Raw genomic sequence first — 14,739 nt, 5'->3', positions numbered from 1 at the left:
TTAAGAAAAGAATGAAAAAAGTATCCTTTATAGTTGCAGCCATACTTGTGGTATTACAAGGTTGTACAGATCATTTTAATGAATTAAATGTAAACCCGGCTAGTTTTGCGGAAGTTGAACCGGGTACGCAGTTAACTAAAATACAGCTCGACATGACAGGCAACAGAGAGCTTGTCTGGTATGAAGACCTGGGAATTACATCACCACTAGCTCAACAACTGAGCGGCTCCTGGTGGGTGCAGCATGGCGGGCAATACCGCACTACAGAAAGAAGTCATTTTTATTCGTTATGGGAGCAGACGTATCCCAGGGAAATAAAAAACATAACCGATATTATAAGGGTTACTGCAAATGATCCGAATCAGGTAAATATGAATTCTGTAGCCAGAATGATGCGGGTATACATATTTGCCAAGCTCACAGATTTATATGGAGATATTCCTTACTCTGAAGCAGCACAAGGTTATACGCAAGGAATATTTCTTCCAAAATACGATAAACAGGAAGCCATATATGCTGATTTCTTTAAAGAGTTAGATGAGGCTGTAAGGGGCATGGACAATGCAAGGCCTAGAGCAACAGGTGATATCTGGTACAGCGGCGATGTGAACAAGTGGCGTAAATTTGGTAATTCTCTGCGGTTACGCTTAGGGATGAGACTAACCAAAGTAAATGCTGCTGAAGCACAGAAACAGGTAGCAGCGGCTATTGCTGCGCCTGGTGGTTTAATGGAGTCTGTTGCAGATAATGCTGTAACCAGGCACGCTGCAACTCCTTTTACAGCCGGCTCCGGAGACATTACAGGTAATGGCAGATCACAGGTATTCCAATCTACAAATAATTCTGAAAGCTACAGGCTGACAAGACCTTTGGTTAATCTGATGAAGAACCAGAACGACCCGCGCCTGTTCATTTTTGGCGGCACTTATCTGAAAGTAGAAGCAGGAGGCATATATCCGGGAGATGCTGAAAGCAATCCTGCAGCTAACGATATTACGCCATACTTACAAATGGGTATTGAGCCTGGCTACTTTGCCTGGAGTGCTTGGGCAGATCAACCAAATGTAAGAGTTGCCGATGGCCAAACAATTACGGTTGGCTCACAAGAAAAATTTATGCAGCCAAGCAAATATGTAGCGGCTCTAAATGCACCATTTTTTCATTTGACATATGCAGAAGTGAAGTTTTTGCTGGCAGAAGCTGCTGTACGTGGTTGGAATGTGCCCGGATCAGCTGAGGAAAACTTTATGCAAGGCCTTGAGGCAGCAGTTGCATCGGCTGAACAGTACCCTGGTGCTCCTGCCACTTCTACCACTGCTTTAAATACGTTTAAAGAAAGCTATGCTTCGATTTTTGGAGGCGGTAATACTCAGGATAAACTGGAAGCTATTGGTGAACAGTTGTGGTTAAACTTCTTCTTAAATGGTGCTGAGGCTTATTCTAGCTGGAGAAGAACCGGCTATCCTCAACTGGTGCCGTTTACAAGAACTCCTGAAGGAGAGGTAAGTACAACAAATGGCGTTATTCCTAGGCGTTTGTTTTATCCGTCATCTGAAGCTATACAAAACAGCGCGAATTATAACGAAGCCATCAGCAGAATGGGCGGCGACAATTGGCTGAACCGTGTTTGGTGGGATGCACAGTAATCTGAATTATAGCATAAAGCTTTAGAATATGCTGCTGAAAGCGAAGAAGGTGGCAAAGGGCTAACTTATAATCTGTACAAGATGTACCTGTAAACCGGCTCTAAACAGATCAGCCCAAAGCACTTCTTCAGCTTTCTTAAAATTTTAATTCACATCAGAAATGAAGATGTAACACAATAATCTAAACTAAGATGAATAAGATTTATAAGTTTTTTTGGCTCCTGGCTGTTCCTCTACTATCATTCATGGTAACAGGATGTGTTGATGAGGAGGATTATGTTGACCTACATCCTAGGATAGCTTCTATTGCTCCGGTAAGAGGTGTGCCAGGTACAGAAGTGACGATCATGGGGAGAAACTTAGCTGGCATTAGTTCAGTAAGAATTGGAGATTTGGAACTTGATGCAGGTAACTTTCGCATAGCAGGAGATAACAGCATTGTTATAACTATACCAGAAGATGCGGAGGCAGGAAGCCAGCAGGTAAGGTTAACAGGTTCTTCTGGTTCTTCGGTAGTTAATTTTGAAGTACAAGGTGCGGTTGCAATGCCTGACTATGTTATTTTTAATGATGCGCTTCATGCTGATTGGGAAGCATGGGGTGGCTGGGGAGGCGTTGCCTCTGATATGGCCAACAATGAGAATCCGATGGAAGGTGCAGGCACAAGAAATATGAAAATATCTTGGAGCGACGCTTGGGGTGGTTTTCAACTGCACCCAACAAATCCGAACCCATTCAGGCTGGCAGATTACTCCAGAGTAATGATATCTGTTATGGGTGGTGCAGGTATGGATGGAAAGAAAATCCATCTATTCATAAAAACCACTGCTGGAACAGAAGGTCCTAAAAAAGAGATTGTGCTTACGGAAGATTATGTGTCTTATAGCATTCCTCTTTCTGAACTTGGAAATCCTGTTGATATAAATGAGCTAAACCTTCAGAATGAAGAGGGTGGAACACTTATTTATGTAGATGCCTTTGGACTAGACTAGCGGATAGAACTAAGTAGTTGCGGTTATGATGCCCTTATAAAGCATAAACAATAAATCCTCCTGCCCGTGAGATACACGTTGTACCTGGGGCCTGGAGGATTTATTGTTTAAGAAGCTGCTAGTTTTATTTTTTATCTTGATCATATCATGCAGATTACTCAAAGCTTACAGTAACATTGTAAAACGAAAATACAGTTATGTCAATAAAGGCTATTTTTCTTCAATTCATTATTTTAGTTTGTTGCATCTGCATTTCCTGCTCCTCTGCCCAGCAGAACTCGGATGCAGGAGAACAGACTGCTGTGGTAACAGATGCCATTCGTTTAAACCAGGTTGGTTTTTATCCTAATGCTGAAAAGCTTGCTGTTTTAGTGGGAGAACATGCAGGAGGAAAATTTTTTATAAAAACAGCTGATTTGAAAGAAACCGTTTTTACCGGTGACCTTTCTGCCTCTAAAGCCTCTGAATTCTCGCAGAAGCCTACCCGCGTGGCTGACTTTACTGCTTTTACAAAGGCAGGCAGCTATGTGGTAGAGATTCCGGGTGTTGGCCACTCGTATGCATTTGAGATTGCAGAAAATGTGCATAGAGATGTAGCAGTTGCAGCTATAAAAGGCTTTTACTACCAGCGTTTGTCAGTAGACTTGCCGGAGCAATATGCAGGTAAATGGCATCGTGCCGCTGGCCATCCGGATAACAAGGTGTTTATCCATCCCTCAGCTGCTTCGCCTCAACGACCAGCCGGAGCTGTTATTTCTGCTCCAAGGGGGTGGTATGATGCCGGAGATTACAACAAGTACATCGTTAACAGTGGCATTACCATGGGTACTATGCTGTCGGCTTACGAAGATTTCCCAGCTTTTTACAAAGCCTTGGAATTGAATATTCCGGAAAGCGGCAATAGCGTACCGGATCTGCTGGATGAAGTGCTGTGGAACCTGCGCTGGATGCTGGCTATGCAGGACCCTTACGATGGCGGTGTGTATAACAAACTAACAAATCCTTCTTTCGACGGTATGATTATGCCTGCTGAAGCTACCAAACCAAGGTATGTAGTGCAGAAAGGTACAGCGGCCACTTTAGATTTTGCAGCAGTAATGGCACAGGCAAGCCGTGTATACAAAGCTTATAACAATGAGTTTCCTGGCTTGGCAGACTCCTGCTTAACTGCAGCAACAAAGGCCTGGGCATGGGCACAGAAGCATCCGGATGTAAACTATGATCAGAATGCCATGAACAAGAAGTTTAAACCTGAAGTAACAACGGGTGCTTATGAAGATAAAGATTATAGAGATGAATTTATCTGGGCTGCTTCTGAACTATATGTTACCACTAAAGATGAAAGCTTTTATGCAGCAGTAAATATGTTCCCTGACAATGACATGCCGTTGCCTTCTTGGCCGCAGGTTCGCTTGCTGGGCTATTATACCTTAGCCCGCTTTCAGAATAACTTAACAGCTGCAGCAAAGAAAGATTTTCCAGAACTTAAAAAGCGTATGGTTTCTTTTGCTGATGAACTTGTAGAAGGTGTTGCAACGAGGTCTTATCGTACCGTAATGGGCAAGTCAGAAAAGGATTATATTTGGGGAAGTAGTTCCGTGGCTGCTAATCAGGGTATAGCTTTAATACAGGCTTATAAGTTAACATCAGATAAAAAGTATTTGCAGGCAGCGCTCAGCAATATGGATTATCTGCTGGGTAGGAACGCAACAGGTTATTCTTTTCTGACAGGTTTTGGAACAAAATCAACGATGCACCCGCACCACCGCCCTTCTATAGCAGATGGTATTGAGGAGCCTATACCAGGACTGCTTTCCGGTGGAACCAATGCCAATGCTGCTAAACAAGACAAATGTACCACCTACCAGTCAACTTTTGCCGACGAAGTATACACAGATGATGATTGCTCTTATGCTTCCAACGAAATTGCCATTAACTGGAATGCGCCATTTGTTTACCTGGCAGGAGCAGTAGAAGCATTGCAAGGAAATACAACATTTTAATAGAAGTATAGTGTTAACCGCTTATGCCAAACTATAATGTTTCATGTGAAAAAAAGGCCGCAGTGTATGCGGCCTTTTTTATATTTTCCAGTACTCAGGTTAAGAATTACTTCTGATTATCCTGCTCATTATCTGTTCGGTTCTGAGGCGTATAGTTATTTACACCAGGATCACCTTTCGCATCTCTTTCCAGGCTATTAGATGTATCAGAACTATTGCTTTGTGACTTTTTCGTCAGTTCATCCTGTTTCTCCTGGCCTTTAGCCAGATCTTTATTATCTCCGTTCATAATCTTCTTCCTTTAAAGTTAAGTACTACTAAACTCATTGTACGATAGCAGGAGGTACTTGTTTAATTCCTGAAGTCCCTGCTTTGCCGGCCCTGGTCAGCTCTCATAGAATTGGCTGCTGCCTTATGCCAGTCGCGGGAGTGCCTGCCGGAGCTGCCGGCATTATTGGGTGTAGTCTTGTTATAAGAAGCTTGTTTTAAACCTGGAGACTTGCTTGTAGTTACTGTTTCTTGTTTGTTCTGAAGGTGCTTTAAAGTAGGTATCATAGCTCTTAATGGTAATATTTTATTTTTCATGAATTAAGTAGCTAGTTTTTACGGTCTTATGCCGAAGGTGTTCCTTATATAGTGAATTAAATTGGGAATGAACCGGAGGCAAAAACTTTTTGGCAAATCAAGACTACAGGCTTTTGCTGCCGGTCTGTTGTAAAGAATAAATACACCTCGCCACCCTCTTTTATACCTGTTTTCTTTCTGATAGCAGCTACGGACTCCGGGAAGTTCCGAACTGTAATATTTGCCTTGTGGGAGGGCGGAAGTTTTGCAAGCAGCTCTTTTTTATGGTAGCGACTTGTGCCTAAGCATTTGAAAGTGCGGCCCGGAAAGTTAGCTATAAGAGTTTGTGAGGTATACAGGTGGCTGTTTGGATGAAGCTTAGCAACTTTATAAATAGAACTAAGCGATTTGTATGCTCCTGCTTTTAGAATAGCGGCATTCGGTTCATAAATATATGTAGCCGGCTCCAGGTACTCTACCATTACGGTTTCTTCCTGCTCTTTCGTAAATGTGATCTGCTGTATTTCCCCATTCGGCAGCAGGTTTACTGCTACACGCGCTATTGTATCAGATTCCTGGTTCCGGATCAGGTAAAGCACCTCTTTGCATTCATTCTGAACAGCTACCACCCATACCTTTGCTACCTTCCCAAGCTGAGCCAGGGCTAGTCCTATATCCAGCATAGGAGATGTTTTAAGAAGAACAGCTTTGCTTTTTTTCAAGAGAAGAGGCAGAAGATGGAGTACATCAGGTTGGCAGTCTTGTAGCAGGTGTAATTTTTCTTTTTGCTCTCCGCGCCTGGCAGGATCTAAAAAGATAACATCAGCCATACCACTATATTGCTCTAAAAAAGCTTCAGCTGTATTGTTCTCGGCCTCTATGTTCCGGGCACCAAGTAACAAAAAGTTGAATGCCGCTATTTCTGATAGCTCAGGCTGTTGCTCAATGTGAATAACTTTACGAAAGCTCTTGGCGAAGAAAAAGCTATCTACACCAAAGCCACCTGTCAGATCGATCAATACATCACCTGTAACCAAGGATGCTTTATAAGCTGCTGTTTGCTCAGAAGAAGTTTGTTCTACAGATAAAGTCGGAGGGAAAACAGTATCAATAGAAGAAGTCCAGGTTGGTAATTTAAAAGCCGCCTTCTGCCTTGCCTGTATTTGCTGCACAAGATCTAGTACAGCCAGGTTGGAGTAGCGGCCTGACTGCAAAATTAATAGCGAAGGATCATGCTTAAGATGCTCTTGTATAAATTCCTTTTCTTCTAAAGTAAATGTGCGCATTCCGGAGCTAAATTTTAAATAAGATACAAAGTTATGAGAGCAGGGGGATTTATAATTGAAAGTTTTGTTTAATGATATGATGCAATTTTTAAACAATGTGAGTTATGAGGTGTTGTATAAGTATGGTTAAACATTATAAATAATAATTCCTATGAAAAAACTCTTAAGACCGTTACTTTTAATCCTTTTACCAGCACTTGCATTATCTAGTTGTAATGATGATGATACTACAGAACCTACTGTTTATCAGGCTCAGGTAATGGCTGTGCACGCATCCCCTGATGCTCCCGGTGTAGACTTACTGGTTGATGATGTTAAGGTGAACTCAAGTGCATTAGTTTATCCTAACAATACAAACTACCTGGAAGTACCTGAAGGCACACGTAATATTAAAGTTAATGCTGCTGGCACTTCAACCTCTGTTATAGATGCAGACCTGGATCTGGAGCGTAATAAGTTTTATACGATATTTGCTGCGGACATGCTCTCAGAGATAAAACCCATTGTATTAGAAGATGATCTAACAATGCCGGCTTCAGGTCAGTCGCACGTACGTTTTGTGCATTTATCTCCAGATGCACCGGCCGTTGACGTTGCTGTACAAGGAGGTCCGGTTCTATTTTCAAACAGAAGTTTTGAATCTGCAACGGCCTTTACACCAGTAGCTGGAGGAACTTATAATTTAGAAGTGCGTCCGGCCGGTTCAACCGATGTAGTTTTATCTGTACCGAATGTACAACTACAAGCCGGAAAAATCTATACGATATTTGCAAGAGGATTTTTAACACCTCCAAACGGTAATAATGATGCGCTTGGGGCACAAGTTATTGTAAATAGATAAGATGGATTGAGCAATAATACAAACAACCAGTATTGCTGTTAAGGTAGTACTGGTTGTTTGTGTAATAAAGGTGCTTCTGAACAGAACCTTCAATTGTTGATGTTACGCAACAATTTATGTAGTTTTGCTGTTCTCTTAGAAATAAATGCACGAAAATGATTGATACACAGCTTAAGTACAAAGTAAAAGATATATCGCTGGCCGATTGGGGCCGCAAAGAAATCAGACTTGCAGAAGCAGAAATGCCTGGTCTGATGGCTATTCGTGAAGAATACGGACAAAGCAAACCATTGGCAGGTGCACGCATTGCAGGCTGCCTTCACATGACAATACAAACAGCTGTACTTATTGAGACTTTGGTAGAGTTGGGTGCGGAGGTTACCTGGTCTTCGTGTAATATATTTTCAACTCAAGACCATGCTGCTGCTGCCATTGCCGCTGCAGGTATCTCTGTTTATGCCTGGAAAGGTATGACAGCTGAAGAATTTGACTGGTGTATTGAGCAAACGTTGTTTTTCGGTGAAGATCGCCAGCCACTTAATATGATTCTGGATGATGGCGGTGATTTAACTAACATGGTGTTGGATAAGTATCCTGAGCTTGCAGCCGGAATCAAAGGTCTTTCTGAAGAAACAACTACAGGCGTTCACCGCTTATACGAGCGTATGAAAAACGGTACCCTTCCAATGCCTGCTATCAATGTAAACGACTCTGTTACCAAATCTAAATTTGATAACAAGTACGGCTGTAAAGAATCTTTGGTAGATGCGATCCGTCGTGCTACAGATGTGATGATGGCCGGTAAAGTAGCTGTAGTGGCTGGTTACGGAGATGTAGGTAAAGGATCAGCTGCTTCTTTAAGAGGTGCCGGTGCCCGTGTTATTGTAACTGAAATTGATCCGATATGTGCGCTTCAGGCCGCAATGGATGGTTTTGCAGTTAAGAGAATGATTGATGCCGTAAAAGAGGCCGATATTGTGGTTACTGCTACTGGTAACAAAGATATCATCAAAGAAGAGCATTTCCGTTCTATGAAAGATAAAGCCATTGTTTGTAACATTGGCCACTTCGACAACGAAATTGACATGGCCTGGCTGAACGGCAACTACGGTCATACAAAAGATGTTATAAAACCGCAGGTTGACCTTTATAACATTGAAGGTAGAGACATTATTGTATTGGCAGAAGGACGCTTAGTAAACCTTGGTTGTGCTACTGGGCATCCGTCATTTGTAATGTCTAACTCTTTCTCAAACCAGACGCTGGCGCAGCTGGAGCTTTGGGCTAATGCCGAGGCATACGAGAACAAAGTGTATACTTTACCTAAGCATTTGGATGAGAAAGTAGCCCGTTTACACTTAGGTAAAATTGGAGTGGAACTGGATGAGCTTACACAGGAGCAGGCCCAATATATTGGAGTGGAAGTAGAAGGACCATTCAAACCTGAGTATTACAGGTATTAATTCTGATATACTAAAACAACAGAGGCCGATGCAATGCATCGGCCTCTGTTGTTTTATAGCTGGTAGAGTATCATTCCGAAAATGCACCAGACATAAAACATATTTTCAAATTTAATTCTTACTTGGGGTAATTAGATTAAATTTGTAACTCTGTTTTATGGTTCCTAACCTTGCAATTCATGAAAGTTAGTGGTTTTACCTTTGTGCGTAATGCCGTAAAGTACGATTATCCCATTATAGAGGCTATCACATCTATAATCCCTTTATGTGATGAGGTGGTAGTGGCAGTAGGCAATTCTGATGATGGTACATTAGAGCTGATACAAAGTATCGCTTCCCCTAAGATTCGAATAATTGAGACAGTGTGGGATGAGAGTTTGCGCATAGGCGGGAGGGTATTGGCTGTAGAAACGGATAAAGCTTATGCTGCAATAGCTCCTGATGCTGATTGGGCAGTTTACATACAGGGCGATGAGATAATGCACGAAGATTATCTGAATAATGTTCGTGAAGCAATGCTACGGTATAAAGATGACCCACAGGTAGATGGGCTACTCTTTAAATACAGGCATTTCTATGGCTCTTATGACTATGAGGGTGATGCAACCAGCTGGTACAGACGTGAGATACGTGTAGTTCGTAAGAGAAATGATATTTATTCTTACCTGGATGCCCAAGGTTTTAGAAAGGGGCAAAACCAAAAGTTACGGGTAAAGCTTATTGATGCATATATTCATCATTATGGTTGGGTAAGAGAACCACGAGCCTTGCAGCAGAAGTATGAAAACAGCCGTAAGTTTTGGCATTCAGATGAATGGATAGAAGAGCACATTGTAAAAGCGGAGCAATTTGACTTTTCAGATATAGAGCCGATTAAATTGTTTGAAGGAAAACATCCTGCTGTGATGCATGAAAGAATTGCGAGAAAGAACTGGAGCTTCAGCCGTGACTTGAGCAAAAAACATTATAGGTTTAAAGACAAGTTTAAGCTATTTGTTGAACGATTAACAGGGTACCGACCGTTTGAATATAAAAACTACAAGATTGTTTGAGTTTTTTGATATGAAGCTTTAGAAGCGTTTGTAGAGATCTTAAAAATTTTTAATTCCCTATTACTACAATACCTATAAAGTTTTAATATAAGTTAATGGCTTTTTGACGGTTATTTGAGCTTTGCTGCTAGTTTATATAAACTAGTGGTTCTATAAAAATTAATATGGCAAATCCCCGAATCTTAAAACAGGTAGACCCAGATTACTCATACTTGTTTTCCATATGTACTATTGTTAATAATCAAGATGAGTACTATGAGATGGTGCAAAGTTTTGAAAAATGCGGTTTTGTAGATGATTGCGAATATTTAATAGTAGATAATTCTCATACTAATGCTTTTGATGCATACAAGGCTATTGCTGGCTTCTTTAAACAAGCCTTAGGAAGGTACCTAATAATTGTGCATCAGGATGTAAGATGTTTAGATACTAAGGTTGAGTTAATCAAATGTTTGCAGGATTTGACCACTAAAGATCCAAAATGGGCGCTATGTGGTAATGCAGGTGGTAATGGTTATCATGCTAAAGTTTTTCATATTAATAATGATGGTATAATCATGTTAAATGAAGACTTACCAGCAAAAGTGAATTCACTTGATGAAAATTTATTAATTATTAATAGAGCAACTAACCTAACCATATCAGGAGACCTAACAGGCTTTCACTTGTATGGTACTGATCTTTGTATTATAGCAGATATACTTGGCTATACAAGTTATGTAATTCCATTTATGGTAAATCATTTAAGTGAGGGAAATTTAGAGGCTTTAAAAGAGCATATTCCTGACTTTTTGTATGCCTATGGGAAAAAACTAAGAAGCCGGTATGTTGAAACAACATGTACTAGATTCTATTTAAGTAATACTGAATTTAAAAATAAAGTATACAATAATGTTCGTGTAGTTTTCAATATTGTGAAAGCTGTAGAGCGATTTAAGTGGATAATCCGAATAGTTAAAGAAGGTAAGAAGCACAAAAAGATAAAAGTTGATAGGCTTTCATCACGAAAGGGCTATCAATTATTTTTGTAAATTAAACTCGAAATTTAATCCCTTTTAAATTTATTAGTTCTTTATCCTTTAAATTGCTTAATATAAAATTATTAATCTCTTTTAAAGTTTTCCTACTTTTAAGGTTTTGTGCAAGCATATTGAATTGGTTTTTAGATTTAGCTATCTCTTCTTGTGTGTTTAAAAACAGGTATAAGGATTTAGCATAATGCCATTTCAAAGATAGGAGTCTGAAGAGTAACTCAAGAAAAAGCTGAAGGAACCATAGAAATTTTGTTAACCCCTCCAAATGCAGAGCATGTAAATACATTTTATTACGATTATAAATCGTTTGAATGTAATTTTTTCTACATTTCTTTTTAATAGTAGTTGTTGCTTGATGTCTGCAAACACTGTTGTAGTCATAGTAACATTTAAAACCTAAGCGCCAAGCTCTTAACGAAAGGTCAACATCTTCTGAATAAAAGGGAGAAAACAACTCATTAAATCCTTGAAGTAGTAAAAACTTATCCCGGTCTATAAATGCATTTGCTCCTGAAATGTATAAAGAGTACAAACCTTCTTCCATCTTAGTATCATCAGTGAGTAAATAATTACCAGATGTCTTAAGTTTAGCGCCATGAAAGGAAGGAAGCTTTGCACCATCCTGTATTTTTTCATCATCCCAGCCTACTATTCTTCCCATAACACCAAAGGTGTCAGCTTTATTGAAATATTTTAATTGACTTTCAAAATAGGTAGGAGTTAATTTTACATCACTATTTAATATTAAAACTTTATCATAAGCAGCTGCTTTTACACCAATATTACATGTAATTGAAAAACCACTATTTTCTGATTTTGATATTACTTTAATAGAAGAGTAATTCTTACGGAGAAATTCTATAGAGCCATCAGTAGAGCAATCATCTACAATTATTATCTCCGATGGCTTATTAATATTTTGTAAAGCTTGTTTTATAGTAGGTAGGGTGTGTTCAAAAAGATGAACACCATTGAAATTAGGAATTATCACAGAAATACCGAAAACCATGAATCAATATATTAGGATAGATTATTTAATATTAAAGCTCTTTTAAACAGTAATTTATTTTAATCCCAATGAAAGTTGTTGAGAATTGTAAATTGGTCTAAGCAGAATCTAATGCTGCTTTTGAATTGCTTTATAACGGCATCAACTATATACAGTCTACTTCGCTAACTTATTCAAAAGTAAACTAGGTAAAAGTAGTATTTTGTTTATCTGATAGTATAAGCTTGCCTTATATATATTTAGGCGCTCAGGACTAGACTTCCCTAGATTTTTGTATATAGTATCTATTGCAATAAAATTTTTCTTCCGATGTTTCAGTAATGCCAGTTTAATTTTACCGGAGAAGTTTTTTATCAATAAAGACAAAACTGTATCCCATTTTTTTAACTGTTGTACTTTAGGTATCTCACTCCATACTCCACCTTCATGAACCCTATATTTTGCCATAGTCTCATTTAAAAACTTTATCTTCCCATACCTAGCATTCAGTAGGTGTAAAGGGTAATCGCCAACAATGGAAGCAAAATACCAGTTAGGGAATTTAAGTTTTTTATTTCTATAAATACAAGATACAGTATGTATATAGCTATTTTGCGCCAAATTTACAATAGTTGTAACCTCTGCCTGATCAGGGTTTGATAAGTAGTTCCTCTCCGGATGCTTTTCATGAATTACCTCAACTCTGTGAAAGCAAATAGCAAAATCAGGATTAGCCTCCAAAAAATCCACTTGCTTTTGTAATTTGTAAGGGTCTGTCCAATAGTCATCTCCTTCACATAGCGCGATGTATTCCCCTGTGCAGTTTTCTAGTGTTTTTACAAAGTTCTGCATCATACCGAGATTGCTTTCTGGAAGGAGAAGGCGGATTTTATGAGGGTACTGCTCCTGATAAGACAGAAGTATATTTCTGGTGTCATCTGTAGAGCAATCTTCTCCTACAACTAATTCATAACTGAAATCAGTTTCCTGCATCATGATACTTTCTACTGCCTGAGCAATAAATTTTTCATGATTATAAGTGATCATGCAAATACTTACTTTAACAGACATATCAGTTGTAATTAATTTGAAAATTTAACAATACGAGCAGGTATACCTACTACTTGGCTAAAGGAGGGAATGTCTTTTGTAACGATAGCACCTGCTCCAACAACCACGTGATCTCCTATTTTGATATTAGGTAATACTTTGGCTCCTGTTCCTATTATTGTAAACTCACCCACCGATACTCCTCCTGTAAGAATAACGCCCGGTGATAATTCAGTGTACCTGCCAACACTAACATCATGGTGTATCTGTACGCCGGCATTAATTAATGCGCCCTCTCCTATAATAACACTGTTTGTTATTATAACACCTGTCATAATATTTATTCCTGCTCCTAGTTTAACCTCATGATTTCCTATAGAAGAAGTAGGCGCAATAACCGATCGCAGTGTTCCCCCTAAATCTTTAAACTTATTAGCCAAGTTACATCGCAGCTTCGGATTTCCTATACCTAACACAAAATCAGCATTGTCTTCTAGTACTTTTTTTGCTTCGTTTGCAGACCTTAAAATCGGGTAGACTCCGTAAAGCAACTGTGGGCTATCAGGAGACACATCATCATAAAAATAAAGGTGATCCAATTTCTTGTTGATACTTAAGACACTTAAAATGTCTTTTGCATGCCCTTTTGCTCCAATTATAATCATCTTCAGTAGTTTTGAGCCCTTAATAAAGCTCTGCAAATCATATCGACTTCTTCAAACGACAGGTCGTGGTAAAGCGGCAGGCAAAGGACCCTTTTGGAAATATCATCCGACACCTCCATTTTTTGTCGTGGCTCCACATAGTTAAGTGTCTCGAGAGAAGGGTAAAAATACCTCCTGGGATATACATAGACACCATGCAATGCTTCCACTGCCTTTACTAGAGAAGCCTCAGTATTAAATATGATGGGATAGTAAGCGTAATTGTGTTGCCCCTCTGCCTGCTGCTGCGGCTTTGTGCAGTTCAAGTTTACAAGCATTTTATCGTATCTGGCAGAAAGCTCTTGCCGACGAGCAAGTATCGCTGATACATATTTTAGGTTGCAAAGCCCCATAGCTGCATGAAACTCACTGTTTTTGCCATTAATTCCCACACCGTAGAATTTCTCGGGGCCATTATGCCCGAAGTTACGCATAGAGGCAATGTCTCTTGCGATGGCTGCATCTTGTGTAATTATAGCGCCACCTTCTGTAGTGTGAAATAGCTTAGTGGAATGAAAGCTAAGGGTGCTGATATCCCCATAATGAAAAACGGAGTTCCCTTTGTAGCCTGTTCCAAAAGCATGGGCACCGTCATAAATAACACGCAACTGATGTCGGGTGGCAATATCATGTATAGCTTTAATATCACAAGGGTTTCCATACACATGGGTAGCCATAATGGCGGATGTGTTGGGAGTGATGGAGGCTTCTATTAAATCAGGGTTTAGGTTTAATGTTTTCGGATGTATGTCTACAAAAACAGGAGTACAGCCTTCCCACACAATGCTGCTGGTAGTGGCAACATAGGAAAATGGAGTGGTTATAATTTCTCCGGTAAGACCTAAAGCCTTAATAGCTATCTGTAAAGCAATAGTGCCGTTTGTTACAAAGAATAAGTGCGGCACGCCAAAATATTCTTTTAACTTTAACTCAAGTTCATTTACCAGTGGGCCATTATTAGTTAGCCACCCTCTACTCCAGATGCCATCTACATACTGTTCAAATTCCTCTCTGGGAGGCAGAAATGGCTTTGTAACGTTGATCATTTATTAATACCTCTCTAAATGGAAGCTGCATCAGCAATTATGACTCATAGAAATAATTAAGCCAGAGCTT

General features: G+C 39.7%; 14 protein-coding genes. 7 read left to right on the top strand and 7 right to left on the bottom strand.

Annotated elements, in window-relative coordinates:
- The first annotated feature begins 11 nt into the window (after positions 1-11).
- The 3 genes from C1N53_RS14655 to C1N53_RS14645 all read left to right on the top strand — a co-directional run bounded on the left by C1N53_RS14655 (position 12) and on the right by C1N53_RS14645 (position 4,641).
- Positions 12-1,646 carry a SusD/RagB family nutrient-binding outer membrane lipoprotein gene (locus tag C1N53_RS14655; RefSeq protein ID WP_137760019.1) on the top strand — a complete coding sequence of 545 codons (1,635 nt, stop codon included), beginning with the start codon at positions 12-14 and terminating at the stop codon, positions 1,644-1,646.
- Between the two features lie 191 nt (positions 1,647-1,837).
- The gene (locus C1N53_RS14650; RefSeq protein ID WP_137760018.1) at positions 1,838-2,638 is read left to right on the top strand and encodes an IPT/TIG domain-containing protein; all 801 of its coding nucleotides are present in this window, start codon (positions 1,838-1,840) and stop codon (positions 2,636-2,638) included.
- A 197-nt stretch (positions 2,639-2,835) separates the two neighbouring features.
- Positions 2,836-4,641: a glycoside hydrolase family 9 protein gene (locus C1N53_RS14645; RefSeq protein ID WP_137760017.1), complete on the top strand. Its 1,806-nt coding sequence runs from the start codon at positions 2,836-2,838 to the stop codon at positions 4,639-4,641.
- Between the two features lie 106 nt (positions 4,642-4,747).
- On the opposite strand, the gene C1N53_RS14640 is transcribed toward C1N53_RS14645, so the two are convergent.
- From C1N53_RS14640 to C1N53_RS14630, 3 genes are all read right to left on the bottom strand, one after another.
- Positions 4,748-4,930 carry a hypothetical protein gene (locus C1N53_RS14640; protein ID WP_137760016.1) on the bottom strand — a complete coding sequence of 61 codons (183 nt, stop codon included), beginning with the start codon at positions 4,928-4,930 and terminating at the stop codon, positions 4,748-4,750.
- A 62-nt stretch (positions 4,931-4,992) separates the two neighbouring features.
- Entirely contained in the window at positions 4,993-5,226 is a 234-nt protein-coding gene (locus tag C1N53_RS14635; protein WP_137760015.1) for a hypothetical protein, read from the bottom strand.
- Positions 5,227-5,282: 56 nt separating this feature from the next.
- On the bottom strand, positions 5,283-6,491 hold the full coding sequence (locus tag C1N53_RS14630) for a class I SAM-dependent methyltransferase (protein WP_137760014.1): 1,209 nt from the start codon (positions 6,489-6,491) through the stop codon (positions 5,283-5,285).
- Positions 6,492-6,642: 151 nt separating this feature from the next.
- On the opposite strand from C1N53_RS14630, the gene C1N53_RS14625 reads away from it, so the two are divergent.
- From C1N53_RS14625 to C1N53_RS14610, 4 genes are all read left to right on the top strand, one after another.
- A complete protein-coding gene (locus C1N53_RS14625) occupies positions 6,643-7,332 on the top strand; it encodes a DUF4397 domain-containing protein (RefSeq protein ID WP_137760013.1) in 690 nt (229 codons plus the stop codon).
- A 155-nt stretch (positions 7,333-7,487) separates the two neighbouring features.
- Positions 7,488-8,795 carry an adenosylhomocysteinase gene (gene ahcY / locus C1N53_RS14620; RefSeq protein WP_137760012.1) on the top strand — a complete coding sequence of 436 codons (1,308 nt, stop codon included), beginning with the start codon at positions 7,488-7,490 and terminating at the stop codon, positions 8,793-8,795.
- Between the two features lie 179 nt (positions 8,796-8,974).
- Entirely contained in the window at positions 8,975-9,847 is an 873-nt protein-coding gene (locus tag C1N53_RS14615) for a glycosyltransferase family 2 protein (RefSeq protein WP_137760011.1), read from the top strand.
- Positions 9,848-10,011: 164 nt separating this feature from the next.
- Positions 10,012-10,878, top strand: a complete 867-nt coding sequence (locus C1N53_RS14610) for a hypothetical protein (protein ID WP_137760010.1) — start codon at positions 10,012-10,014, stop codon at positions 10,876-10,878.
- Position 10,879: 1 nt separating this feature from the next.
- Here the strand turns inward: C1N53_RS14610 and C1N53_RS14605 are convergent, their stop codons facing one another.
- The 4 genes from C1N53_RS14605 to C1N53_RS14590 form a co-directional block, all read right to left on the bottom strand.
- On the bottom strand, positions 10,880-11,890 hold the full coding sequence (locus C1N53_RS14605; protein WP_137760009.1) for a glycosyltransferase family 2 protein: 1,011 nt from the start codon (positions 11,888-11,890) through the stop codon (positions 10,880-10,882).
- Positions 11,891-12,046: 156 nt separating this feature from the next.
- The gene (locus C1N53_RS14600; RefSeq protein ID WP_137760008.1) at positions 12,047-12,940 is read right to left on the bottom strand and encodes a glycosyltransferase; all 894 of its coding nucleotides are present in this window, start codon (positions 12,938-12,940) and stop codon (positions 12,047-12,049) included.
- Positions 12,941-12,951: 11 nt separating this feature from the next.
- The gene (locus C1N53_RS14595) at positions 12,952-13,584 is read right to left on the bottom strand and encodes an acetyltransferase (RefSeq protein WP_137760007.1); all 633 of its coding nucleotides are present in this window, start codon (positions 13,582-13,584) and stop codon (positions 12,952-12,954) included.
- Positions 13,585-13,586: 2 nt separating this feature from the next.
- Positions 13,587-14,669 carry a DegT/DnrJ/EryC1/StrS aminotransferase family protein gene (locus tag C1N53_RS14590; RefSeq protein WP_137760006.1) on the bottom strand — a complete coding sequence of 361 codons (1,083 nt, stop codon included), beginning with the start codon at positions 14,667-14,669 and terminating at the stop codon, positions 13,587-13,589.
- Positions 14,670-14,739: the final 70 nt, after the last annotated feature.

It is taken from the genome of Pontibacter sp. SGAir0037 (genome assembly GCF_005491705.1).
Lineage (GTDB): Bacteria > Bacteroidota > Bacteroidia > Cytophagales > Hymenobacteraceae > Pontibacter.
The sequence above is the reverse complement of the archived record's forward strand: the minus strand, read 5'-3'. Positions and strand labels throughout refer to the sequence as shown.

Excerpts from the sequence above, each read along its gene's own strand:
- C1N53_RS14630 (WP_137760014.1), bottom strand. The coding sequence starts at position 6,491 with ATGCGCACATTTACTTTAGAAGAAAAGGAATTTATACAAGAGCATCTT.
- C1N53_RS14605 (WP_137760009.1), bottom strand. The coding sequence starts at position 11,890 with ATGGTTTTCGGTATTTCTGTGATAATTCCTAATTTCAATGGTGTTCAT.
- C1N53_RS14625 (WP_137760013.1), top strand. The coding sequence starts at position 6,643 with ATGAAAAAACTCTTAAGACCGTTACTTTTAATCCTTTTACCAGCACTT.
- C1N53_RS14615 (WP_137760011.1), top strand. The coding sequence starts at position 8,975 with ATGAAAGTTAGTGGTTTTACCTTTGTGCGTAATGCCGTAAAGTACGAT.
- C1N53_RS14600 (WP_137760008.1), bottom strand. The coding sequence starts at position 12,940 with ATGTCTGTTAAAGTAAGTATTTGCATGATCACTTATAATCATGAAAAA.
- C1N53_RS14645 (WP_137760017.1), top strand. The coding sequence starts at position 2,836 with ATGTCAATAAAGGCTATTTTTCTTCAATTCATTATTTTAGTTTGTTGC.
- C1N53_RS14590 (WP_137760006.1), bottom strand. The coding sequence starts at position 14,669 with ATGATCAACGTTACAAAGCCATTTCTGCCTCCCAGAGAGGAATTTGAA.
- C1N53_RS14610 (WP_137760010.1), top strand. The coding sequence starts at position 10,012 with ATGGCAAATCCCCGAATCTTAAAACAGGTAGACCCAGATTACTCATAC.
- C1N53_RS14595 (WP_137760007.1), bottom strand. The coding sequence starts at position 13,584 with ATGATTATAATTGGAGCAAAAGGGCATGCAAAAGACATTTTAAGTGTC.
- C1N53_RS14655 (WP_137760019.1), top strand. The coding sequence starts at position 12 with ATGAAAAAAGTATCCTTTATAGTTGCAGCCATACTTGTGGTATTACAA.
- C1N53_RS14635 (WP_137760015.1), bottom strand. The coding sequence starts at position 5,226 with ATGAAAAATAAAATATTACCATTAAGAGCTATGATACCTACTTTAAAG.
- ahcY (WP_137760012.1), top strand. The coding sequence starts at position 7,488 with ATGATTGATACACAGCTTAAGTACAAAGTAAAAGATATATCGCTGGCC.
- C1N53_RS14640 (WP_137760016.1), bottom strand. The coding sequence starts at position 4,930 with ATGAACGGAGATAATAAAGATCTGGCTAAAGGCCAGGAGAAACAGGAT.
- C1N53_RS14650 (WP_137760018.1), top strand. The coding sequence starts at position 1,838 with ATGAATAAGATTTATAAGTTTTTTTGGCTCCTGGCTGTTCCTCTACTA.